This is a genomic window from Streptomyces brasiliensis, assembly GCF_014647875.1.
In the GTDB taxonomy this organism is placed as follows: Bacteria; Actinomycetota; Actinomycetes; order Streptomycetales; family Streptomycetaceae; genus Streptomyces; species Streptomyces brasiliensis.
Map to the genome: position 1 here is coordinate 550,332 of NZ_BMQA01000001.1, position 22,687 is coordinate 573,018.

The window sequence follows — 22,687 nt, forward strand, 5'->3', positions numbered from 1 at the left end:
GCGTGAGGGGATGATCCGGTTCGAGCACGTCACGAAGCGTTATCCGGACGGTACGACCGCCGTTGACGGCCTCTCCTTCGAGGTGGCCGAGGGCGAACTCGTGACGCTCGTGGGCCCCTCCGGCTGCGGCAAGACGACGACCATGATGATGGTCAACCGGCTCATCGACCCGACCTCCGGCCGGATCTTCGTGAACGGCGAGGACATCGCCACGGTCGACCCGGTGCGACTGCGCCGCCGTATCGGATACGTCATCCAGCAGGCCGGCCTCTTCCCGCACCGCACGGTGCTCGACAACACCGCGACCGTGCCGGCGCTCATCGGCTGGAAGAGGCCGAAGGCGCGGGCGCGCGCCGCCGAACTGCTCGAACTGGTCGGCCTGGATCCGGCCACGTTCGGGCCGCGCTATCCGGACCAGCTCTCCGGCGGCCAGCGCCAGCGGGTCGGCGTGGCGCGGGCGCTCGCGGCCGACCCGCCGGTGCTGCTGATGGACGAGCCGTTCGGCGCGGTCGACCCGGTCGTGCGCGAGCAGTTGCAGGACGAGTTCCTGCGGATGCAGGCGGCGGTGCGCAAGACGGTGCTGCTGGTCACGCACGACATCGAGGAGGCCGTACGGCTCGGCGACCGCATCGCGGTGTACGGGAAGGGGCGCATCGAGCAGTTCGACACGCCCGGGGCGGTACTGGGCACGCCCGCGACGCCGTACGTGGCCGGGTTCGTGGGCGCCGACCGGGGTCTGAAGCGGCTGTCGGTGACCGCGATCGAGCCGGACGACCTGGAGCAGCCACCGGTGGCCCGCCCGGACGAGAGTGCCGAGCTGGCCCGGGAGCGGATGCGGGCCGACGGTGCCCGGTGGGCGGTCGTCCTGGACGAGGACGGCGATCTGCACGGCTGGGTCGGCGTCGACGACCTCGCGGCGGGCGGCACGATCGGCGACCTGGCGCGGCGGATGACGGCGTGGGTGCCGGTGGGCGCGCCGCTGAAGCAGGCGTTCGGGGTGATGCTGCAGTACGACGCCGGGTGGGTCGCGGTCCTGGACGGCGCGCGCTTCCTCGGTGTGCTGACTCCGGCCAAGCTGCACGAGGCGCTGCGCCGCTCGGTGGACGCGGACGCGCGGGGCGTGGCGCGCGGTCAGGTACCGTTCGACTCGGTGTCCCACGCCTGAGCCGGCCGTCACTTGATCAGGCCCTTGTCCTCCAGACAGGTGCGCGCCACGTCCTGCGGCAGTCGCCGCCAGCCGTCCACCTGCTGGTTCATGGAGGCCAGGTCGGCGGTGGTGAGGACGTCGTTGAGCCTGCCGAGCGCCTTGGTGACGCGCTCGCCGCCCGCGCGGGAGCGGTTGACGACGGGGACGATGTAGTCGGCGTTCTGCAGATGCCTGTCGTCGGCGAGGAGGACCAGGCCGAACGTGTCGAGGGTGGCATCCGTCGTCGTGGTGAGGACCATCTGGTCCTCACCGCTCTGCACGGCCCGCTTCGCCTGGGTGGTGCCCACACCCTTGGGGTCGACGCCCGTGATGTCGATGCCGTAGGTCTTCTTCAGCCCCGGCTCGCAGTACGGCCGTTGCACGCACTCGTCGCCCGCCGCGAGCCGTACCTTCAGTCCCGAGGCGCCGAGGTCGCTGAGGGTCTTGAGGTGGTGGGCGTCGGCGTAGGCCCGGGTCACCGCGAAGGCGTTCTGGTCGACGGCCCTGCCGGGGTCCAGGACCGTGAGACCGCGGGGCGTGGCGAGCCTGCGCAGGGCCGTCATCGTGGCGCCGAGGTCGGGCGAGCCGGCCGGTGGCGCGTCGGGCCCGTTGGTCTTGGCGCCCAGCCAGTCGGCGAAGGTGGCGGCGTACTCGGGCACGACGTCGATCTGGCCGGATTCCAGGGCGGGTTCGTACAGTTCGCGGTTGGCCACGGTCAGGATCGAGGTCTTGTAGCCCGCCTGGTCCAGGAGCAGCGCGTACATCCGGGCGAGGAGGTCGCTCTCGGTGAATCCGGCGGAGCCGATGGTCAGACGGTGGCTGTCGCCGGGCGGTGCGGTGACCTCGCCGCGGTCCTCCAGGGAGGGGCCGGTGGTACAGCCGGCGAGGGCGAACACGGCCGCCAGCAGCGCCGTACGGCATCTCATCGCGTCCCCCTCGCCCAGCGCGGCGCGAGCCGTTCGGCGATCTCGAAGATCCCCTCGACGATCAGCGCGAACACGGCGACGAGGACCGCGCCTGCCACCACCTGAGGTGTGCTGGCCAGGTTGAAACCCGCCGTGATGATGCGGCCGAGCCCTCCGCCGCCCGCCAGCGCGGCGATGGTGGCGGTCGCGACGAGCTGGACGGCGGCGATCCGCACCCCGGTCATGACCATGGGGAGTGCGAGGGGCAGTTCGACCCGGAACAGCGTCTGCCGACCGGTCATCCCCATCCCGCGGGCCGCCCGCACCACGTCGCGGTCGGCCTCGCGCATGCCGACGTACGCGTTGGTGAGCAGCGGTGGCACGGCGAACAGCACCAGCGCCACGACCGTGGGGCCCTCGCCCCAGGTGCCGATCGGGGTGAGGAGCAGCAGTACCAGGAGGGCGAAGGTGGGCACCGCCCGGCCGACGTTGGAGATGTTGACGGCCAGCGCGCCGCCCTTGCCGAGGTGGCCGAGGACCAGGGCGACGGGCAGGGCGATGACGCAGCTGATGACCAGGCAGACGACGGTCAGCACGAGGTGCTGCAGCAGCCGGTGCCGGATGCCGTCGTCCCCGGCCCAGTGGGCGGGATCGGTGAGCCACTGCCAGGCGCCGGCGAGGGTGCTCACGCGCGGGCCGCTCTCGTCCAGGGGGTGATCAGCCACTGCACGCCGAGCAGGACAAGGTCGGCGGCGACCGCGATCACCACGCACAGGACCGACGCGGTGAGGACCTGGGCCTTGAAGTAGGTGTTCATGCCCGCGTAGATGAGGTTGCCGAGCCCGCCGAAGCCGACGATCGCGCCGACCGTCACCAGGGAGACCGCCGAGACGGTGGCGATGCGCAGCCCGGCCATCGCGGCGGGCAGGGCGAGGGGGAGTTCGACGGTGAGCAGGAGGCGGATCGGGCCGTAGCCCATGCCGCGCGCGGCCTGCCTGGTCTCCTCGGGGACCGCGCTCAGGCCCGCGAGGATGTTCCGCACGAGCAGGGTGAGCGAGTACAGCACCAGCCCGGCGACCACCGGCGTGGCCGAGAGGCCGTACACCGGCAGGAGCAGGGAGAACATCGCCAGGGACGGAATGGTGTAGAGGATCGTCGTGACGCCGAGGACGGGTCCGGCGGCCCAGCCCCAGCGGCGGGCCAGCACCGCGAGCGGGACCGCGAGGGTGAGGCCGATCAGCACCGAGACCGTCGTCAGCTGGAGGTGCTGCAGGACCGCGTCGAGCAGGATCCGGCGGCGGGTGCTCAGATACTCACCGCAGATCCACTCGTTGCGGGCGAGGCAGTCGTCCGGCGGCGCGGTCACGGGTCCATTGCACCGGGCGGTCGAGCGGGCCGCCTCGTTGTGGTGGCCCGTCCGGGGTGTAGCTGACCCCACCCTCCGATACGGGTTCTGCGCCCAATGTGCCGGACGCCACCGGTCCGTAGCTTCGTCGGTGGGGCACAGGGGGTGCCCGGACGGAGGGTGACGACGATGTTTCGGACAGGTTCGCGGGGTACGCACGACACGGGACCCGCCGCCGAGGCGCTGCGTCTGGTGAAGGTCACCAAGACCTACGGCGGTGGCGACAGCGAGGTGACCGCGCTGGACGGGATCACGCTCAGCCTGTCGCGCGGTTCGTTCACCGCGGTGATGGGGCCGTCGGGTTCGGGCAAGTCGACGCTGCTGCAGTGCGCGGCCGGCCTCGACCGGCCCGACAGCGGGATCGTGGTGGTCGACGGCGCGGAGATGACGGGGTCCGGCGAGGCCGAGCTGACGCGGTTCCGGCGCAGCCGGGTGGGGTTCGTCTTCCAGCAGTACAACCTGCTCGACACGCTGACGGTCGTGCAGAACACGGTGCTGCCGCTGAAGCTGGCGGGCCGGCGCGTCGACCGGCGGCGGGCCCGCGAGATCCTGACGGCGGTCGGCCTCGGCGACCGGCTGGGCCACCGGCCCGACCAGCTGTCCGGCGGTCAGCGGCAGCGGGTGGCGATCGCCCGCGCACTGGTCACCGAACCGCGGGTGATCTTCGCGGACGAGCCGACCGGCGCGCTGGACTCACGCAGCGCCCGGGAGGTGCTGCGGCTGCTCCAGGAGGCGGTGCGGGTGCACGGCCGGACCGTGGTGATGGTCACGCACGACCCGGTCGCCGCCTCGTACGCCGACTCGGTGCTGTTCCTGGCCGACGGCCGCCTGGCCGGACATCTGCATGCGCCGACCGCCGACGCGGTCGCCGAGCGGCTGGCCCACCTGGGCGACGACGTGCCGGCGGGGGTGTGACCGATGCTCGTACTGGCCCTGCGGTCCGTCCGGCAACGGCCCGGACGCCTCCTCGCGACGCTGCTGTCCGCCTTCCTGGGCGCGGCGATCATCATGACGTTCAACTCGCTGCACGACACGGCCGGACAGCCGGGTGTCGACTCGGTGAGCGCCGAGACGCTGACCACGTCGGCGAGCGTCGTCGGCGGGTACGGCACCCTCCTCGTCTTCTTCGCCGTCGCCTCCACGCTGACGGTCAACGTCCGTCAGCGCTCGGCCGAACTGGAGCTGCTGCGCTGCTCGGGGGCGACTCCGGCGCAGATCAAGCGGATGGTGGTGGGCGAGGCGGTGGTCGTGGCCCTGGCCGGCGCGGCCCTGGCGATCGGTCCTGCGATGCTCGGCGGACACGCGCTGCTCGGCGTGTTCCAGGACAGCGGCCAGGTCGCCGACTCGGTGGACTACGCGTTCGGTCCCGTCGCACTCGTCTCCGGCGTCGACATCACGCTGGTCGCGGCGGCGGGCGCGGCGTTCCTCGCGGTACGGCGGGCGACGCGTCCGGCGGTGCGGCGGGGCCGGGCGCGGACGTTCCTGGCGTACGGCGCGCTGGTCGCCGGTGCCGTGTCGGTGACGACGACGTTCGCGTTCTCGGCGACGGACGCGGCGCTGATGGCGGCGCCCGCGTACGGGGCGATCCTGCTGTCGGTAGGCCTCGCGATGCTCGCGCCCCGGCTGCTGAACGGTCTGCTGGCCGGGCTGTCCCTGACCGGGGCGAGCGGCTGGCTCGCGGTGCGCACGCTGCGCCGGCGGGTCGAGCACGTCTCCGGGATCCTGATGTCGCTCGTCCTGTTCACGGCCGTGAGCACGGCGACGCTGACCATGCAGTCGGTGGAGTCCGACGCGGTCGCGGCCTCGGGACTGCGGAAGTCCGTCGACGCCAAGAACCTCGAGACGCTCAACCTCACGGTCGTGGGCATCATCGCGGTGTTCGTCTGCGTGATGCTTGTCAACTCGCTGTACGCGGCGACGACCTACCGGGGCGGGGAGTTCGGCCGGCAGCGGCTGGCGGGCGCGACGCCGGGGCAGGTGCTGGGCACGGTGGGCGTGGAGACGGCCGTGCTGACGGCGGTCGGTGTGCTGCTGGGCTCGGTGGCGGCGCTGGCCGGGATCGTCCCGTTCACCATGGTCCGCACGGACGGCGTACTGCCGGGCCAGGCCCCCGGGATCTGGCTCGCGGTGTCGTCGGTCGCCGCGGCGGTGACGCTGGGGACGAGCCTGGGTACGGCCCGGCGGGCGCTGCGGACTCCGGCGGTCGCGGCGGTGGCCACGGTGGCGTGACCTGGTGGGACATGCCGGAGAGGGGAAGGGGCGGCCGCTTCGGCGACCGCCCCTTCCGACGTGTGTGCCACCGTCGCGACATAAAAATTGAACCTCTCGTTTTCTTGTAGCGTTCGTGTTTGTGCGAGTAGGTTCTGCCGCGTGACCTCGTCCCAGACTCCGACCACCGCCGCTGAGCTGCGCGGTGCCGGCCTGCGGGTGACGGCCGCCCGTGTCGCGCTGCTCGAGACCGTCCGGGGTGGCGACCACCTCGGGGTCGAGGCGATCGCAACGCGTGTGCGCGACCGCGTGGGTCATATCTCCCTCCAGGCCGTGTACGAGGCCCTCCACGCGCTCACCGCGGCCGGGCTCATACGCCGCATCGAACCGGCCGGCAGTCCGGCCCGGTTCGAGGGGCGCATCGGGGACAACCACCACCACGTCGTGTGCCGCTCCTGCGGCGCCGTCGCCGACGTCGACTGCGCCACGGGTGGGGCCCCCTGTCTGACCGCCTCCGAGGACCACGGCTTCGCCATCGACGAGGCCGAGGTCATCTACTGGGGACTGTGTCCAGAATGTTCCACCGCGCGTAGTTCTTGAGCACCTAGATCCGCCAAGTCGGGAAGGATTCCCATGTCTGAGAACCAAGAAGCAGTCGAAGCAGCGGCGACGGAGGCAGGTGGCTGCCCGGTCGCGCACGGGCGCGCCCCGCACCCGACGCAGGGCGGCGGAAACCGCCAGTGGTGGCCCGATCGGCTCAACCTGAAGATCCTCGCCAAGAACCCCGCCGTGGCGAACCCGCTCGGGGAGGACTTCGACTACGCGGCGGCGTTCCAGTCCCTCGACCTCGCGGCCGTGAAGCGGGACATCGCCGAGCTGCTGACGACGTCGCAGGACTGGTGGCCGGCCGACTTCGGCAACTACGGCCCGCTCATGATCCGTATGGCGTGGCACAGCGCGGGCACCTACCGCATCAGCGACGGCCGCGGCGGCGCCGGCGCCGGCCAGCAGCGCTTCGCCCCGCTCAACAGCTGGCCGGACAACGGCAACCTGGACAAGGCCCGTCGCCTGCTGTGGCCGGTCAAGAAGAAGTACGGCAAGAGCCTGTCCTGGGCCGACCTGATGGTCCTCACCGGCAACGTCGCGCTGGAGACGATGGGCTTCGAGACTTTCGGCTTCGGCGGCGGCCGCGCCGACGTGTGGGAGGCCGAGGAGGACGTCTACTGGGGTCCCGAGACCACCTGGCTCGACGACCGGCGCTACACCGGCGACCGCGAGCTGGAGAACCCGCTCGGCGCGGTCCAGATGGGCCTCATCTACGTCAACCCGGAGGGCCCGAACGGCAACCCCGACCCGATCGCCGCGGCCCGCGACATCCGTGAGACGTTCCGCCGGATGGCGATGAACGACGAGGAGACCGTCGCCCTCATCGCCGGTGGTCACACCTTCGGCAAGACCCACGGCGCCGGCCCGGCGGACAACGTCGGCGCGGACCCCGAGGGCGCCCCGTTGGAGCAGCAGGGCCTCGGCTGGAAGAGCACCTACGGCACGGGCGTGGGCAAGGACGCCATCACCAGTGGTCTCGAGGTCACCTGGACCACCACCCCGACCCAGTGGAGCAACGGGTTCTTCAAGAACCTCTTCGAGTACGAGTACGAGCTGACCCAGAGCCCGGCCGGCGCCAACCAGTGGGTGGCCAAGGACGCCCCGGAGATCGTCCCGGACGCCTTCGACCCGTCGAAGAAGCACCGCCCGACGATGCTCACCACCGACCTCTCCCTGAAGGTCGACCCGATCTACGAGCCGATCTCCCGCCGGTTCTACGAGAACCCGGAGGAATTCGCGGACGCGTTCGCTCGCGCCTGGTACAAGCTCACTCACCGTGACATGGGCCCGAAGTCGCTGTACCTCGGCCCGGAGGTCCCGGCGGAGACCCTGCTGTGGCAGGACCCGCTGCCCGAGGCGGAGGGCGAGGCCATCGACGCCGCGGACGTCACGGCGCTCAAGGCCAAGATCCTCGGCTCCGGCCTGACGGTCTCGCAGCTGGTCGGCGCCGCGTGGGCGTCGGCCTCCACCTTCCGCGGCAGCGACAAGCGCGGCGGCGCCAACGGTGGCCGCGTCCGCCTGGAGCCGCAGCGCAGCTGGGAGGTCAACAACCCGGACGAGCTCGCGCAGGTCCTGCGCACCCTGGAGAACATCCAGGGCGAGTTCAACTCCGGCGCCAAGAAGGTCTCCCTCGCCGACCTGATCGTCCTCGGCGGCAGCGCGGCCGTGGAGAAGGCGGCCAAGGACGCCGGCGTCGACGTCGAGGTGCCCTTCGCACCGGGCCGTGTCGACGCGACCGACGAGCACACCGACGCCGAGTCGTTCGCCGCGCTGGAGCCGGCGTTCGACGGGTTCCGCAACTACGTCGGCAAGGGCAACCGCCTGCCGGCCGAGTACCTGCTACTCGACCGTGCGAACCTGCTCACGCTGAGCGCCCCCGAGACGACCGTCCTGGTCGGTGGTCTGCGGGTGCTGGGCGCGAACCACAACGGGTCGAAGCACGGCGTCTTCACCGAGACCCCGGGCAGGCTGACCAACGACTTCTTCGTCAACCTGCTCGACCCGGGCACGACCTGGAAGTCCACGTCCGAGGACCAGACCACGTTCGAGGGCCGTGACTCCTCGGGCGAGGTCAAGTGGACCGGCACCCGTGCCGACCTGGTCTTCGGCTCCAACTCGGAGCTGCGCGCGCTCGCCGAGGTCTACGCGAGCGACGACGCCAAGGCGAAGTTCGTGAACGACTTCGTCGCGGCGTGGGTCAAGGTCATGAGCCTGGACCGGTTCGACCTGGTCTGACGCTCACCGCACGGCGCCCCCGGACCACGCGGTCCGGGGGCGCCGCTCCATGTCCGCCCCTTTTGCCCACAGGCCGGTCACTTCACCCCCCGCCGCGTCCAGCAGCGCCCCCCGCCGTCGCCCTCGTCAGCCCGTCGTCCAGCCGTTCCGCCCCGGACCCGGCGCGGGCGCTCGCGCCGTCGTAGACCAGCATCAGCCGGCGGGCCGGCAGATCCGGGTCCGCGGCGCCGCCCCGCTCCGCCTGGGTGCGGAACGTCGACTCCATGCGCTGCTTCACCGTACGGGCGACCGCGCTCGCCGGATGGTCGAGGTCCTTCAGCTCGACGAGCACGGCCAGATACGGGCAGCCCCGGTACGAAGGCGCCTGCGAGACCTGCTCGAGCCGCTCGAAGACGTGCGTGATCCGTTCGCGCGGCGTCATACCCTCCGGATCGGCCGGCGCGAACTCGGCCTCGATCGACGGCCGTTGCTTCTCCGGACTCGCGGCCGGCACCTCGCCCTTGCTCTCGAAGAGCCGGTACGTCGACGCTTCGGCACACCCGCCGTACGGCACAGCGCCCCGACGCCGATCGAGACGCCGTCGCGGTAGAACAGCTCAGCGGCGGCGTCGAGCAGCCGGTCCGGGGGGACGCCTTGTCCATGGGGGCCATACCGCCGAGGGCACCGTCCGACGGGCGAGGGAAAACCGATCGGTCTACGCCCCGTACTCCGCGGACACGCACAGTCGCGCTCCCAGGAACCCGCGTGACAGCGGCGCTGAACAAGCGCTTAGATAGGACCGGACGCCGATCCCCGACCCCGCCGGAGGCCCCCGTTGTTCCCTTCCGTCGACGACGTCTCCGCACGCCTCGCCGAGACCGGCTACCTCGCTTCCCGCCAGGTCGCCACCACCGTCTTCCTGGCCGCCCGCCTCGGCAAACCGCTCCTGGTCGAGGGCCCCGCCGGCGTCGGCAAGACCGAGCTGGCCAAGGCCGTCGCCGAGGTCACCGGTTCCCGGCTGGTCCGGCTGCAGTGCTACGAGGGCGTCGACGAGTCCCGGGCGCTGTACGAGTGGAACCACGCCAAGCAGCTGCTGCGCATCAGCGCGGGCCGCGACGAGACCTGGGACGAGGCCCGCACCGACATCTTCGGCGAGGAGTTCCTGCTCCCCCGCCCGCTGCTGACCGCCATCCGGGGTGCCGAGCCCAAGGTGCTGCTGATCGACGAGACCGACAAGGCCGACGTCGAGATGGAAGGGCTGCTCCTGGAGGTGCTCAGCGACTTCCAGGTGACCGTCCCGGAGCTGGGCACGATCACCGCGACGCGCAAGCCGTTCGTCGTGCTCACCTCCAACGCCGGCCGCGAGCTGTCCGAGGCGCTGCGCCGCCGCTGTCTGTTCCTGCACATCGGTTTCCCCGAGGAGGAGCTGGAGCGGCGCATCGTCCGGCTCAAGGTGCCGGGTCTCGGCGAGGCGCTGGCCGAGTCGGTCGTACGGGTGATCGGCGCGCTGCGCGCGATGGACCTGCGCAAGGTGCCGTCGGTCGCCGAGACGATCGACTGGGCGCGCACCCTGCTCGAGCTGGGCGCCGACACCCTGGACGAGACGGTCGTACGGGACAGCCTGGGCGTGATCCTCAAGCATCAGGACGACGTCCTGAAGGCGGCGGCCAAGCTCGACCTGGACAGTCTGTGAGCACCCCGGCCGGTGTCACCGAGCGGCTGACCGGTCTGGTCGGGGCGCTGCGCGCGCACGGCGTCCGGGTAGGCACCGGGGAGACCGTCGACGCGGCCCGCGCGGTGGAGGCGCTCGGCCTCGCGGACCGGGAGCTGCTGCGCGAGGGGCTGGCCGCGACGCTGCTGCACGGCACCGGCCAGCGCGCGGTCTTCGACCCGGTCTTCGACCTGTACTTCCCGCGCGGTGTCGGCGCGCCCGACGGCGAGCCGGCGGACCGGGGCGATCTGCGGGACCGGCTCGCGGCGGCGCTGGCCGACGACGACCGGGCGGCGCTGGCCCGGCTGGCGGCGGAGGCGGTCGACGGGCTCGGCGGGTACGGGAGTTCACCGGAGTCGGACGGCTGGTCGTCGTACCAGACGCTCGACCGGCTGCGGCCGCAGACCCTGCTGGCCCGGGTGCGTGGAAGCGTCCAGGAGCGGGACGGGGGCGTGGGGTTCGCGGACCGGCTGCTGGACGACGAGATCCGGCGCCGTATCGAGGCCTTCCGCGGACTGGTGGCGACGGAGGCGCGGCGGCGGGTCGCCGAGCGGCGCGATCGGGACGAGATCGCGCGCCGGGCGGTGGCTCCGACCGCGGACCGGGTGGACTTCCTGTTCGCGAACCGGGCCCAACTGGCCGAACTGCGCAGGACGGTCCAGCCGCTGGCCCGGAAGCTGGCCACCCGGCTCGCCGCGCGCCGCCGCCGTGCCGCGCGCGGCACGATCGACCTGCGGCGTACGCTGCGCGGCTCGCTGTCGACGGGCGGTGTGCCGCTGCGGCCTGTGCTGCGCCGACGCCGTCCCGTGCGGCCCGAACTGGTGCTGCTGTGCGACGTGTCGGGCTCGGTGTCGGGGTTCTCGGACTTCACGATGCTGCTGGTGCAGGCGCTGCACGACCAGTTCAGCAAGGTGCGGGTGTTCGCCTTCGTCAACCGGATCGACGAGGTGACCGCTCTTCTCGACCACGGGCGGGCCGATCCGGAGGGGCTGAGCGCCCGGATCCGGTCCGGGGCCACGCTCACCGGCTGGCACGGAAGCAGCGACTACGGCGTGGCGCTGGGCGAGTTCGCGGAGCGGTACGGCGATGCGGTGGGCCCGCGCACGACCGTGTTCGTCCTGGGTGACGCCCGTACCAACATGAGCGACCCCAACCTGCCCGCCGTTCGCCACATCGCGGAGCGCGCCCGTCGGGTCCACTGGCTGAATCCGGAGCAGCGCGCCCTGTGGGGCACGGGCGACTCGGCGGCGCCCGTCTACGCGGAGCTGGTCGAGATGCGCGAGTGCCGCACCGCGCGGCAGCTCGGCGACCTGGTCGCGGGGCTGCTCCCGGTGTGACCGGCGGCGCGCCCGTGTGGTCGACTTGCCGTACATCCGCACGCACCCGAGGACGAACGACATGAGCGACTCGATCGTGGAACTGGCCACCTTCCCCACCCCAGTGGAACCGGCGCCCCGGCTGGCCGCCGCGATCGGGCTCGGCCCGGACGACCTGTGGATCAAGCGCGACGACCTGACCGGTCTGGGTGGGGGCGGCAACAAGATCCGCAAGCTGGAGTGGACCGTCGGCGCTGCGCTCGCCGAGGGAGCCGACACGCTGGTCACCACGGGTGCCCCGCAGAGCAACCACGCACGGCTGACGGCGGCCGCGGCGGCCCGCGCGGGCCTGGAGGCCGTGCTGGTGCTGCGCGGTTCGCCGGGCGCCTCGCGGTCCGGGAACCTGGCCCTGGACGGGTTGTTCGGGGCGCGGCTGGCCTGGGCGGGCGACGTGGACCAGACCGGCCTCGACGCGGCGGCGGCCGAGGTCTGCGAACGGCTGCGCGAGGGCGGGGCCCGGCCTGCGCTCATCCCCTTCGGCGGGTCGAGCACGCTCGGGGCGCGCGGCTATGTGCGCTGCGGCGAGGAGCTGCGCGCGCAGGTGCCGGACCTGCGGACGGCGGTGGTGGCGCTCGGCTCGGGCGGGACCGCGGCGGGGCTGGTCGCCTCGCTGGGGTCGGCGGCGGTGCTGGGCGTCGACGTGGGCGCGCTGGCCGATCCGGCGGATGCCGTCGTACGGTTCGCGGCACCGCTCACAAGTGCGGCGCTCGCCCCGGACCGGCTGCGGGTGCGGCGCGACCAGGTGGGCGCCGGGTATGCGGCGCTGACCGAGCCGGTGCGCGGCGCACTGCGGCTGGCGGCCCGCACCGAGGGCCTGGTCCTCGACCCCACCTACACGGGCCGGGCGATGGCCGGCCTGATCGCGGCCGTCCGGGACGGGGACGTCCGGCCGGGCGAGCGGACGGTGTTCGTGCACACCGGCGGGCTGCCCGGCCTGTTCGGGCACACGGAGGCCGTGGCGTACGCCGAGGAGGGTGCCACCGCGTACGAAGGCTGACGGCGCCCGACCGGTCACCGCCAAGTCGCCGCTCCTTCCCCAGGATTACGGCGCCTCCCCGATGTCCGTCCGCCGTGTTCGGCCCTACTCTGCCGGTACGCCGCTGGGGGGACGGCCCATGAAGGCAGTGGTGCAGGACCGGTACGGCCCGCCGGACGTGCTCGAACTGCGGGACGTGGACAGGCCGGTGCCCACCGACGACCAGGTGCTGGTGCGGATCCGGGCGGCCGGGGTCAACGCCTACGACTGGCATCTCATGCGTGGCGACCCGTACGTGGCCCGGCTGGCGCTGGGTCTCCGCGCACCCAAGGCCCGTGTCCGAGGGCGGGACTTCGCGGGCGAGGTGGTGTCCGTGGGGCGGAACGTGCCCGAACTCCGGCCGGGCGACGAGGTGTTCGGTGAGGTCGACGGCACGTTCGCGGAGTACGTCTGCGTCCCGGACGCCTCCGTGGAGCGCAAGCCCGCCGATCTGACCTTCGAGCAGGCCGCTGCCCTGCCGCTGGCCGGGAACACGGCGCTGCGCGGGCTGCGCGACACCGCGGGCGTGCGCAAGGGGCAGCATGTGCTCGTCAACAGCGCCTCGGGCGGCGTCGGCACCTTCGCCGTGCAGATCGCCAAGGGGCTCGGCGCCGTGGTGACCGGTGTGTGCAGCGCGCGCAACGCCGAGCTGGTCCGCTCGCTCGGCGCGGACCACGTCGTCGACTACGCGCGGGAGGACTTCACGCGCTCCGGGCGGCGGTACGACGTCGTCCTCGACCTCGTCGGAACCCGCGGGATCACCGCACTGCGGCGTGCCCTGACACCGGCCGGGACGCTCGTCCTGGCGGGCGGTGGCGCCCCGGGCCGGTTCGTCGGGGCGGCAGCGCTCACACTCAAGGGCGTCATCCTCTCGCCCCCTTCGTCCGGCAGCGCCTGCTCCCGCTCGTCGGGCCCGCCCCGAGCAAGGAGGTCCTGGTGGCGCTGCGGGAGCTGGCCGAGTCCGGGAAGCTCACCCCGGTGATCGACCGGACGTACCCGCTCGCCGAGGCGTCCGAGGCCGTCCGGTATCTGGAGGTCGAGCACGCGCGCGGGAAGGTCGTCGTCACGGTGTGACGAGGTCGACCGGGCCTGCGAATGCCCCGCGGTGACGCGCGCCGCGGGGCACTCCTCGTCCTCGGTCGGGCTGTCGCCGTGTCGCTATGTTCCCTGCGCCTTCGCATAGTCCTGGGCCATGCCGCCCGCGAAGTCGTACAGCACCACCTGCTCGTCGCCCACGACCCAGGCGTCGTGCCCGGGCGGGAGCACGAAGACGTCACCGGGGCCGATCTCGCCCTCACCGCCGTCGTCCATGCGCAGATGCATACGGCCCTGCACCACGAAGCCGTTGTGGTGGACCAGGCAGCTCTCGGTGCCCGCGAGCGGCGCCACGGACTCCGACCAGCGCCAGCCGGGCTCGAAGGTGGCCACGGCGAAGTCGAGCCCGGTCAGGTGGACGGCTTCGAGATGGCCGCGGGGGAAGTCGCGCCGTTCGTCCGGCTTGTCGACCGTCTTCACTTCCAGCATGACGGTGTCCTCCCTTCCGGCCGCTCAGCACGGCCGGGGCCGGTCTCCGTCTCCCGGCGACCTCGGGCGGCACCGGCGCTCCGGCGGCGACCGCACCCCACCGTTCCATCGTCTGCCCGCCGGTTCGGCGCCGCCAATCAGGTGAACCCGGCCGGATCGCGAGCGCGCCACGGCCGTCCGGGGCTTCGCACGGCGGTATCGGCATGCCCATGCCTTTCCCGCACCCCCGTCCGTCCGCGCGCCTGCCGCGCCGCACGGCGATCCCCTCCCCCGGCCTCCCGGCCCCGCTCACCCGACGCTCCCTGCTGCGCACCGCGGCCGGCGCGGCGGCCTCGCTCACCACGCTCGGTGGCCCGGCATCGGCACCGGCGTCCGCCGCGCCCGGTCCGCCCGACCTCTCCCTCGCCGAGGCCGTGCGCCAGGAGTTCCTCACCGCCTGGACCGCCTACCGGCGACTGGCCTGGGGCCGGGACGAACTGCGTCCGGTGAGCGGCACCGGCTCGGACTTCTTCATCGACGGGGTCTCACTGGGGCTGACCGTCGTGGAGTCGCTGGACACGCTGTACCTGATGGAGCTGGACGGCGAACTGGACGCCGCCATCGGCTGGATCGAGGACCGGCTGGACTTCGACCGCGACGCGAGCGTGCAGGTCTTCGAGACGATCATCCGGCTGGTCGGCGGACTGCTCTCCGGCCACCACTGCACCGGCGAGGCCGTCCTGCTGGCCAAGGCGCGCGACCTCGCCGACCGGCTGCTGCCCGCCTTCACGTCCTCGCCGACGGGCGCGCCGTACCGGTACGTCAACCTGCGCACGGGTACGGTCCACGGCAGCCGGGTGCCGCTCGCCGAGATCGGCAGCAACATCACCGAACTGGGCCTGCTCACCCGACTCACCGGTGACCAGCGGTACTTCGACGCGGCGAGGAGAGCGCTGAAGGCACCGTACGACCGGCGCTCGGCGCTGGATCTGGTCGGGACGACGCTCGACGTCGAGACCGGTGGCTGGACCGACCCGACCGCCCGGGTCGATCCGCCCGTGGACTCGTACTTCGAGTACCTGTGGGACGCGTACCAGTTCCTCGGCGACAACGAGATCCAGCGGCGGTACCGTACGTTGACCTCCGGAGTGCTGCGGCATCTCGCCGAGACCCACGACAGGCGGCTGTGGTTCAGGTCGGCGCACATGGACACGGGTGCGGTGACCGGCCGCAGACAGTCCGAACTCACCGCGTTCTACGCGGGGTTGCTCGCGCAGGGCGGGAACCTGAGCGAGGGCGAGTCGTACCACGCCTCCTGGGCGGCGGCGCTCGGGCGCTTCAGGCTGCCGCCGGAGCGGATCGACTACGTGACCCTGACCGCGGCGAGCACCGAGTACCGGCTCCGGCCGGAGTACGCGGACTCGGCGCTGTTCCTGTGGCTGCTGACCGGCAAGGAGGTCTACCGGGAGCGCGCCAGGTGGCTGTGGGACGCGCAGCAGAAGCACTGCAAGGTGGCGAACGGCTGCACCGTCGTGAAGGACATGACGACGAGCCCGACGACCAAGGGCGACCTCACGCCCGGCTACTGGTTCTCCGAGAACATGAAGTACTTCTACCTGCTGTGGTCGGGCACCCCGCGTTTCGACTACGCCGTCAACTACCTCACCACGGAAGGCAATGTGCTGCGCGGCGCCGAACGGGCGGCGGCGCCGGCGCCCAGCGGCACGTTCCGGCTGTTCAACCGGGCGACAGGCCTCGCGCTGGACGCGCACGGTGACACGGTGATCGCCCGCTCCCCGCGCGCCGGGGCCGAGCAGCGCTGGATCGCGACGACGTCGGGCGGCCGTACCCGGCTGACCGACCTCGCCTTCGGCAAGCTGCTCGAGGCCGCGGCGGACGGCACCGCGACCCAGGGCGCGCACGACGGCACCCCCGTCCAGCAGTGGACCGTGCGACCGGCCGGCGACGGCCATCACCGCCTGGTCAACTGCGACAGCGGCAAGGCCCTCGAGCTTGCCGGCGCGGCGGTGGTGCAGCGGGCCCTGAGCGACACGCGTGCCCAGGAGTGGAGGTGGGAGCGGGTGTGACGGCCCGGTGAACAGTGCGAACGCTTCTGATCAGTTGTGACATTGCCGCCGGGCACCTCCCGCCCGGCGGCCACAATGTGCGCACGAACAATGGCTGGAAGCGACAACTCGACTCGCTGCACACGGGGTTGGCGCATCGCGACGACCCCGCCGGCTGGGTGGCGGAGGCCGATGCGGTGGATGCCTCGCTCCGCTGTCCGCACATCGCGCTGCGCGGTCCGGTCTTCGGCATGGCCGTGCAGGATCCCGCGGCCCGGACCCGGACCGGGTGGACGGCCTGTTCGCCGGGGCGACGAAGCTCTCCCTGCGCAGCTTCGCGTACGCCGGCGCCCGGTTCCCCGCCGAGGTGCGCGCGGACTCCGAGCGGGCGGTCGAGGCGCATCCCGACATCGTGCTGCTGCCCGTCGGGTTCGGGGTGGCCGAGCGCGACCGGGGCGGCCGGCTGCCGTGCGGGACACTCACGGCCACCCCGCACGACGCGCGCCGCCGCCTCTACGACGCGATGACGGAGGCATGGCCCACGCTCTACCGGTTCGACGACGCCCGCCGGGCCGCCTATGCGCGGACGGCCGAGGAGTTCCGGGCCGCCGACCGCGCCGACGGGGCTCGCGTGGGCGACGACGCCTTCCGGACCTGCCGTATCCAGCGGATGGTCCGCTCGGGCCCTGACGGGCCGGAACCGCCCAGGCCCTCGGACCACGACGAGTACGGCATCGGCGACCGGCGCGCCGCTGTCCGCGGAGCGCACCGCGCCGGCCGGCCCGCTGGTGCCGCTGAGCAGCAGGTCGCTGGTCACCGGTTCGGTGCCGACCGCCGGCGTGGTCGCCTGCGGCCGGCAGCCGTCGGCGGAGGCGATGAGGACGTACGTCCCCTCCCCCGGCGCGGCGACGGCGCAGGAACCGTCCGCTCGGGCGAGCGACCGGCCCAACTGCCGTCCCTCCAGCGTGATCAGCGTGACGGCGGCAGCCTGTGCCGGCGCGCGCCCTCGGCGCCGCGCACATGTCCCGGCACGGCGATGCCGGCGTCGGCCGCGGCCGAGGCAACGGGCTCCGCGGCCTCCGCCACGACCGGCGCCGTCACCGACTCGGTGTGGGCGCGGGCGACTCCACCGCCCCCGTGACGGACGCGGGCGCCGCCACCCGTCGGCGCGGGATGAACGACGCGACCAGGAGCGCGATGACGGCCGCCCCGGAACCGACGCCCATGACCACCTTGAAGCCGTTCTCCGAGGGCAGCGCGACGGACCCGAACCTGGTGGTCAGCTGGGCCAGGATCACACCCGCGACCGCGCTCGCCGTCGACGTGCCGATGGACCGCATCAGGGTGTTGAGGCTGTTCGCCGCGGCCGTCTCGGACGGGTCCACGGCGCCCATGATGAGCGCGGGCATCGCACCGTAGGCGAAGCCGATGCCGGCGCCGATTACGCAGGACACGACGACGAGCTGCCAGACGGCGTCCATCAGCACGATGTTGAGGCCGTAGCCAGCGGCCACGATCACGGCACCGCACATCAGGGTGATCTTCGGGCCCCACGTCCGGGAGATGAAGGCGGACACCGGTGCCATCGCCATCATCACCAGGCCCGCCGGCGCCATGACCAGACCGGCGTCGAGCAGGGACTGACCGAGGCCATAACCGGTCGCCTTGGGCAACTGCAGGAGCTGCGGAAGCACCAGGGACATCGCGAACATGGAGAAGCCGAACGCGACCGAGGCAAGGTTGGTCACCAGCACCTGGCGGCGGGCGGTGGTGCGCAGGTCCACCAGCGGCTGCTTGGCGCGCAGTTCGTAGACGCCCCACACGAGCAGGACGACCACGGCGGCGGCGAACAGGCCGAGCGTCGTGCCGCTGCCCCAGCCCCAGTCGGCGCCCTTGGAGATCGCGAGGAGCAGACAGACGAGCCCCGCCGCCATGCCGAGGGCGCCCAGCAGGTCGAAGCGGCCGCCGGAGCGCACCTTCGACTCGGGCACGAGCGCGAGGACGAACAGGGCGGCCACGGCGCCGAGCCCGGCCGAGGTCCAGAACAGCACGTGCCAGTCGAAGTGGTCGGCGATGAGCGCGGCGGCGGGCAGGCCGAGGGCGCCGCCGACGCCGAGGGAAGCGCTCATCAGGGCGGTGGCGGAGCCGAGCCGTTCGGCGGGCAGTTCGTCGCGCATGATGCTGATGCCGAGCGGGATGACACCCGCCGCCATGCCCTGCAGCGCCCGTCCGACGATCATCGGGACGAGCGTGTCGCTCAGCGCGGCCGTGACCGATCCGGCGACCAGCATGGCGAGACTGGTCAGCAGGATCAGCCGCTTGCCGTACATGTCACCCAGCCGCCCCATGACGGGCGTGGCGACGGCGGCCGCGAGGAGGGTGGCGGTTACCGCCCAGGCCGCGTCCGACGCCGACGCGTGGAGCAGGCTCGGCAGTTCGGGAACGATCGGGATCACCAGGGTCTGCATGAGCGAGACCACGATCCCGCCGAAGGCCAGCACCGCGACGACGAGGTTCGTCCGCGGCGCGACGGACTCCCCTGCCTCCACCGCCTCCGCGGACCGGGGTTGTGCTTGGGACATGGTCAGGCCTCCGTAGGGGCACTCGGATCTGCACGGTCCCTGAGAATGTAAGTCAAGTTGATTGACTTAAGCAAGGAGAATTGGATCGGATGGCCGCGGAGTGCGGGGTTCGACACATGCGGAGCCTCAGCACCCCACGAAAAAACGGCCGTTCAGGCTCTCGGGGGCCGACCCGCGACGGTCGGTCCGGACACGTGCGCGAACCTCGGCGCCGCGGGTTCCGTCAACGTCATTGGCGGTTTCACGACGACCCGCCGAGCGCCCGGCACCGAGGTCCCGTGACCGCTAGGTTGGGCGGTATGAGCAACCTTGACCGCGCGCCCGAACCGAATGTGTGCGGCGGCCGCGGATTCGTTGTCGCCGAACCCGTCCGCGAGCTGCTGAGCCCCCGTCAGGTGCGGCTCGGCGAGTCGACCGAGGTGCGCCGGCTGCTGCCGAACCTGGGGCGCCGCATGATCGGCGCCTGGGCCTTCGTCGACCACTACGGCCCCGACGACATCGCCGACGAGCCCGGCATGCAGGTCCCGCCGCATCCGCACATGGGGCTGCAGACGGTCAGCTGGCTGCACGAGGGCGAGGTGCTGCACCGGGACTCGCTCGGCAGCCTGCAGACCATCCGGCCCAAGGAGCTGGGCCTGATGACCTCGGGCCGGGCGATCAGCCACTCCGAGGAGAGCCCCCGGTCGCACGCCCGCTTCCTGCACGGAGCACAGCTCTGGGTCGCCCTCCCGGACACCCACCGCCACACCGAGCCCGGGTTCGAGCACCACCCCGACCTGCCCACGGTCACGGCACCCGGCCTCACGGCGACCGTGATCCTCGGCGACCTCGACGGGTCGGTCTCACCCGGCACGGCGTACACACCGATCGTCGGCGCCGACCTCGCGCTCACCCGCGGCGCGGACGTCCGCCTGCCCCTCGAACCCGACTTCGAGTACGGCGTGCTCGCGATGTCCGGCGAGTCACACGTCGACGGGGTGCCGGTACTGCCGGGTTCGATGCTCTACCTCGGCTGCGGCCGTTCCGAACTCCCGCTGCGCGCCGAGTCGGACGCCGGCCTCATGCTGCTCGGCGGCGAGCCGTTCGAGGAGGAGCTGATCATGTGGTGGAACTTCGTGGGCCGTACGCAGGACGATATCGAACGAGCCCGACAAGACTGGATGAGCGGATTGAGATTTGGGGTTGTGAAGGGGTATGACGGGGATCCACTGCCTGCGCCAGAGCTGCCCGTTGTGCCGCTGAAGCCGCGGGCACGAGTGCGCTGAGCCGGCGCGCATCAGCCGGGCCACCCGCTTGCGGTTGATCCTCCGCCCGCGCGAGCGGAGTTCGGCATGCGCACGCGGGGAGCCCAAGGCGCCGTGGTGTCCGGCGTGGATGGCGCGGATCTCAGCGACTGCCCGGTCCTCGGCCGCCTGGCGCTCGGCGCGTGCCGGTGCGGTGGCCTGGTGCCGGTAGCAGCCGGAGCGGGACACCCAAGGACCCGGCACAGCCGCTTGACACCGAGGTCGGCGCGATGGTCGGAGATGAAGTCCCAGCGGCGGGGGCTCACTTCACCTCCCGAGCGACATAGGCGGCTGCCCGGCGCAGGATCGCGCGTTCAAGCTGCCATTCCTTCTCCGCCTTGAGCAGGCGGGCGTTCTCGGCCCGCAGCCGGGCCAGTTCCTCAGCCGGACCCTGACCGGCCCCGGCCACGGGGCGCTCGGACGTGTGCTGGTCGGTGTCCTTGCGGACCCGCGTGCGCAGTGTCTCCCCGGTGATCCCGAGCTCCGCGGCCACCGCCGCGTACGTGCGCTTGCCACCGGTGGCTCGGTACAACGCGACAGCGTCCTTCCGAAACTCCTCCGGGTACGCAGACTGGCGTCCCACCTGGACATCCCTTCCTGGACCTTCAGGATCCATTGTCAGGGTGTCCACTCCCAACGGTCAGCCGCAGTCGTTCGGCCTCACCTCGTCCGGTCAGCCGACACCGTTGCGGTACTTGCGCACCGACAACCAGGAGAACAGCGCCAGGATCAGCAAGGACCAGAGCATGGAAGCCGCGACCGGATGCTGCATCGGCCAGACATGCGCGCCCTCTGCCCCGGGATTGCCGAACAGGTTCCGGCAAGCCTGCACGGTGGCGCTGAACGGGTTCCAGTACGCGATCGCCTGCAGCCAGCCTGGCATGGTGTTCACCGGGACGAAGGCGTTGGAGAGAAAGGTCAGCGGGAAGAGCCAGATCAGGCCCGCCGAGGTGGCTGCCTCCGGGGTGCGCAACGACAAGCCGATCAGCGTCCCGATCCAGGAGAAGGCGTGGCCCAGCAGGAGCAGCAGCAGGAAGGCACCCAGCGCCTCGGGTACCCCCTGGTGCACCCGCCAGCCCACCAGGAGCGCCACCATCGCCAGCACCAGAAGGACGAAGGCGCTCTGCACCAAGTCGGCCAGGGTCCGCCCGGCGAGCACCGCCGAGCGTGCCATGGGCAGCGAGCGGAAGCGGTCCACCAGACCCTTGGCCATGTCGTCCGCGATGCCGGCCGAGGCCCCTTCCACCGCGAAGGCAACCGTCTGGGCGAAGATTCCGGGCATCAGGAACTCTCGGTAGCTACCGCCCGGCACCTTGATCGCGCCGCCCATCACGTACGAGAAGAGCAGCACGAACATCACCGGCTGCATCAGTCCGAAGACCACGATCTCGGGTATCCGGGTCATGCGGCGCAGGTTCCGCCGGGCGACCACCCAGGAATCGCGCGCCATCTGGACGACTCCGCCGCGAGGCTGCGGAGTCGCATGTCCCCCCACTCCGCTGGTGGCGATCGCCATGGTCATGCGTCCTTCCCAGGGTCGCCCTCCTCGGCCGCGTGGCCGGTGAGGGAGAGGAAGACATCGTCGAGGGTGGGCCTGCGCAGGCCGATGTCGTCGATGAGGATGTCCCGCCTGTCCAGCTCGCGGATGACGTCGGCGAGCACCCGGGCACCCCCGCTCACCGGCACGGTGATCCGCCTGGGGTGCTGCTCCACGTCGGCCCGGCCCGCGGCATACGGAGCGAGCGCCGCCACGGCCGCGCCGATCAACGCACGGTCGTGGATCACCACGTCCACCCGCTCGCCGCCGATCCTCGCTTTGAGCTCGTCGGCCGAGCCGCGTGCGATCACCCGCCCATGGTCGACCACAACGATGTCGTACGCCAACCGGTCCGCCTCTTCGAGGTACTGGGTCGTGAGCAGCAGAGTGGTCCCCTGCGCCGCCAGCGTCTCGATGAGCTCCCATAGCGCCAGCCGATGGCGCGGGTCCAGGCCGGCGGTGGGCTCGTCGAGGAACATGACCGGGGGCCGCGCCACCAGTGCCGCCGCCAGGTCGAGCCGGCGGCGCATGCCGCCGGAGTAGGTCTTGGCCAGCCGGTCGGCCGCTTCGGCAAGGCCGAACCACTCCAGCAACTCCCGGGCGCGCGCCTTAGCGTCCCTGGCCCGCATCTGGTAGAGCTCGCCGACCATCCGGAGGTTCTCCCGGCCGGTGAGGTACTCGTCGACCGCCGCGTACTGGCCGCACAGGCCTATCAGGCTGCGGACGCGGTTGGGGTGCTGGAGCACGTCCACCCCCGCGACCTCGGCACTGCCCGCGTCGGGCCGCAGCAGCGTCGTGAGCACCCGCACCGCGGTGGTCTTGCCGGCGCCGTTGGGGCCGAGAAGGCCCAGCACCGCCCCTTCCGGCACGTCCAGATCGACCCCGTCCAGAGCCCGTATGTCGCCGAAGGTCTTCACCAGGCCCACGGCTCGGATGGCTGCCCTCATGCGCCTCTTCCTTCTCCTGACCGCCTACCGATCAAGCGCGGCGGCCCACCATTGACAGCGCCCCTCTCATTCTGCTTTCCCGTCGGGGAACGGCCCGCCGGACCACGCGCCCCCACACTCGCCCGGGATGCGAACCGGCCGGA

At 72.2% G+C, this 22,687-nt stretch carries 18 protein-coding genes and 4 pseudogenes; 13 read left to right on the top strand and 9 right to left on the bottom strand.

Annotated features, from left to right (window positions below; genetic code table 11):
* Positions 1-10: 10 nt before the first annotated feature.
* Positions 11-1,165, top strand: a complete 1,155-nt coding sequence (locus tag IEZ19_RS02560) for an ABC transporter ATP-binding protein (protein ID WP_189309285.1) — start codon at positions 11-13, stop codon at positions 1,163-1,165.
* Positions 1,166-1,173: 8 nt separating this feature from the next.
* Here the strand turns inward: IEZ19_RS02560 and IEZ19_RS02565 are convergent, their stop codons facing one another.
* The 3 genes from IEZ19_RS02565 to IEZ19_RS02575 are packed head-to-tail and all read right to left on the bottom strand — an operon-like array spanning position 1,174 to position 3,457.
* Complete coding sequence (locus tag IEZ19_RS02565; protein WP_189309286.1) at positions 1,174-2,112, bottom strand: ABC transporter substrate-binding protein; 939 nt, start codon at positions 2,110-2,112, stop codon at positions 1,174-1,176.
* Positions 2,109-2,780, bottom strand: coding sequence for an ABC transporter permease (locus IEZ19_RS02570; RefSeq protein ID WP_189309287.1), 672 nt, complete (start codon positions 2,778-2,780; stop codon positions 2,109-2,111). Before IEZ19_RS02570 ends, IEZ19_RS02565 begins: the two co-directional genes overlap by 4 nt.
* Positions 2,777-3,457, bottom strand: coding sequence for an ABC transporter permease (locus tag IEZ19_RS02575; RefSeq protein ID WP_189309288.1), 681 nt, complete (start codon positions 3,455-3,457; stop codon positions 2,777-2,779). Before IEZ19_RS02575 ends, IEZ19_RS02570 begins: the two co-directional genes overlap by 4 nt.
* A gap of 168 nt (positions 3,458-3,625) precedes the next feature.
* Here IEZ19_RS02575 and IEZ19_RS02580 point away from each other — a divergent pair, with 168 nt between their 5' ends.
* The 4 genes from IEZ19_RS02580 (at position 3,626) to katG (ending at position 8,545) form a co-directional block, all read left to right on the top strand.
* Positions 3,626-4,411 carry an ABC transporter ATP-binding protein gene (locus IEZ19_RS02580; protein ID WP_189309289.1) on the top strand — a complete coding sequence of 262 codons (786 nt, stop codon included), beginning with the start codon at positions 3,626-3,628 and terminating at the stop codon, positions 4,409-4,411.
* Between the two features lie 3 nt (positions 4,412-4,414).
* A complete protein-coding gene (locus IEZ19_RS02585; protein WP_189309290.1) occupies positions 4,415-5,725 on the top strand; it encodes an FtsX-like permease family protein in 1,311 nt (436 codons plus the stop codon).
* A gap of 141 nt (positions 5,726-5,866) precedes the next feature.
* Positions 5,867-6,304 carry a Fur family transcriptional regulator gene (locus IEZ19_RS02590; protein WP_189309291.1) on the top strand — a complete coding sequence of 146 codons (438 nt, stop codon included), beginning with the start codon at positions 5,867-5,869 and terminating at the stop codon, positions 6,302-6,304.
* Between the two features lie 33 nt (positions 6,305-6,337).
* A complete protein-coding gene (gene katG / locus IEZ19_RS02595) occupies positions 6,338-8,545 on the top strand; it encodes a catalase/peroxidase HPI (RefSeq protein ID WP_189309292.1) in 2,208 nt (735 codons plus the stop codon).
* Positions 8,546-8,632: 87 nt separating this feature from the next.
* Here the strand turns inward: katG and IEZ19_RS02600 are convergent.
* Positions 8,633-9,160, bottom strand: a pseudogene (locus tag IEZ19_RS02600) (TetR/AcrR family transcriptional regulator); the annotation flags it as partial.
* Between the two features lie 199 nt (positions 9,161-9,359).
* On the opposite strand from IEZ19_RS02600, the gene IEZ19_RS02605 reads away from it, so the two are divergent.
* From IEZ19_RS02605 to IEZ19_RS02620, 4 genes and pseudogenes are all read left to right on the top strand, one after another.
* Entirely contained in the window at positions 9,360-10,217 is an 858-nt protein-coding gene (locus IEZ19_RS02605; RefSeq protein WP_189309293.1) for an AAA family ATPase, read from the top strand.
* Positions 10,214-11,572, top strand: a complete 1,359-nt coding sequence (locus tag IEZ19_RS02610; protein WP_189309294.1) for a VWA domain-containing protein — start codon at positions 10,214-10,216, stop codon at positions 11,570-11,572. The genes IEZ19_RS02605 and IEZ19_RS02610 overlap by 4 nt, the downstream gene beginning before the upstream one ends.
* 61 nt (positions 11,573-11,633) lie before the next feature.
* Positions 11,634-12,608, top strand: a complete 975-nt coding sequence (locus tag IEZ19_RS02615; protein ID WP_189309295.1) for a pyridoxal-phosphate dependent enzyme — start codon at positions 11,634-11,636, stop codon at positions 12,606-12,608.
* 118 nt (positions 12,609-12,726) lie between these two features.
* Positions 12,727-13,700: pseudogene (locus IEZ19_RS02620) on the top strand (NAD(P)-dependent alcohol dehydrogenase).
* Positions 13,701-13,784: 84 nt separating this feature from the next.
* On the opposite strand, the gene IEZ19_RS02625 reads toward IEZ19_RS02620, so the two are convergent.
* A complete protein-coding gene (locus IEZ19_RS02625; RefSeq protein ID WP_189309296.1) occupies positions 13,785-14,150 on the bottom strand; it encodes a cupin domain-containing protein in 366 nt (121 codons plus the stop codon).
* A gap of 209 nt (positions 14,151-14,359) precedes the next feature.
* Between IEZ19_RS02625 and IEZ19_RS02630 the strand changes: the two genes are divergently transcribed.
* The 3 genes and pseudogenes from IEZ19_RS02630 to IEZ19_RS53370 all read left to right on the top strand — a co-directional run bounded on the left by IEZ19_RS02630 (position 14,360) and on the right by IEZ19_RS53370 (position 17,336).
* Complete coding sequence (locus IEZ19_RS02630) at positions 14,360-16,216, top strand: glycoside hydrolase family 47 protein (RefSeq protein WP_189309297.1); 1,857 nt, start codon at positions 14,360-14,362, stop codon at positions 16,214-16,216.
* A 77-nt stretch (positions 16,217-16,293) separates the two neighbouring features.
* Positions 16,294-16,457 (top strand): annotated as a pseudogene (locus tag IEZ19_RS52975) (DUF5954 family protein); the annotation flags it as partial.
* Between the two features lie 27 nt (positions 16,458-16,484).
* Positions 16,485-17,336 (top strand): DUF5954 family protein, encoded by an 852-nt coding sequence (locus IEZ19_RS53370; RefSeq protein WP_373296889.1) that lies wholly within the window; start codon positions 16,485-16,487, stop codon positions 17,334-17,336.
* Here the strand turns inward: IEZ19_RS53370 and IEZ19_RS02640 are convergent.
* Entirely contained in the window at positions 17,293-18,777 is a 1,485-nt protein-coding gene (locus IEZ19_RS02640; RefSeq protein WP_189309298.1) for an MFS transporter, read from the bottom strand. The genes IEZ19_RS53370 and IEZ19_RS02640 overlap by 44 nt on opposite strands.
* 299 nt (positions 18,778-19,076) lie before the next feature.
* Between IEZ19_RS02640 and IEZ19_RS02645 the strand changes: the two genes are divergently transcribed.
* Positions 19,077-20,042: a pirin family protein gene (locus tag IEZ19_RS02645; RefSeq protein WP_189309299.1), complete on the top strand. Its 966-nt coding sequence runs from the start codon at positions 19,077-19,079 to the stop codon at positions 20,040-20,042.
* 6 nt (positions 20,043-20,048) lie between these two features.
* Here the strand turns inward: IEZ19_RS02645 and IEZ19_RS02650 are convergent.
* The 3 genes and pseudogenes from IEZ19_RS02650 to IEZ19_RS02660 form a co-directional block, all read right to left on the bottom strand.
* A pseudogene (locus tag IEZ19_RS02650) lies at positions 20,049-20,643 on the bottom strand (IS3 family transposase); the annotation flags it as partial.
* 90 nt (positions 20,644-20,733) lie between these two features.
* Complete coding sequence (locus IEZ19_RS02655; protein ID WP_373296900.1) at positions 20,734-21,576, bottom strand: ABC transporter permease; 843 nt, start codon at positions 21,574-21,576, stop codon at positions 20,734-20,736.
* A 2-nt stretch (positions 21,577-21,578) separates the two neighbouring features.
* A complete protein-coding gene (locus tag IEZ19_RS02660) occupies positions 21,579-22,544 on the bottom strand; it encodes an ATP-binding cassette domain-containing protein (RefSeq protein WP_189309301.1) in 966 nt (321 codons plus the stop codon).
* Positions 22,545-22,687 lie beyond the last annotated feature (143 nt).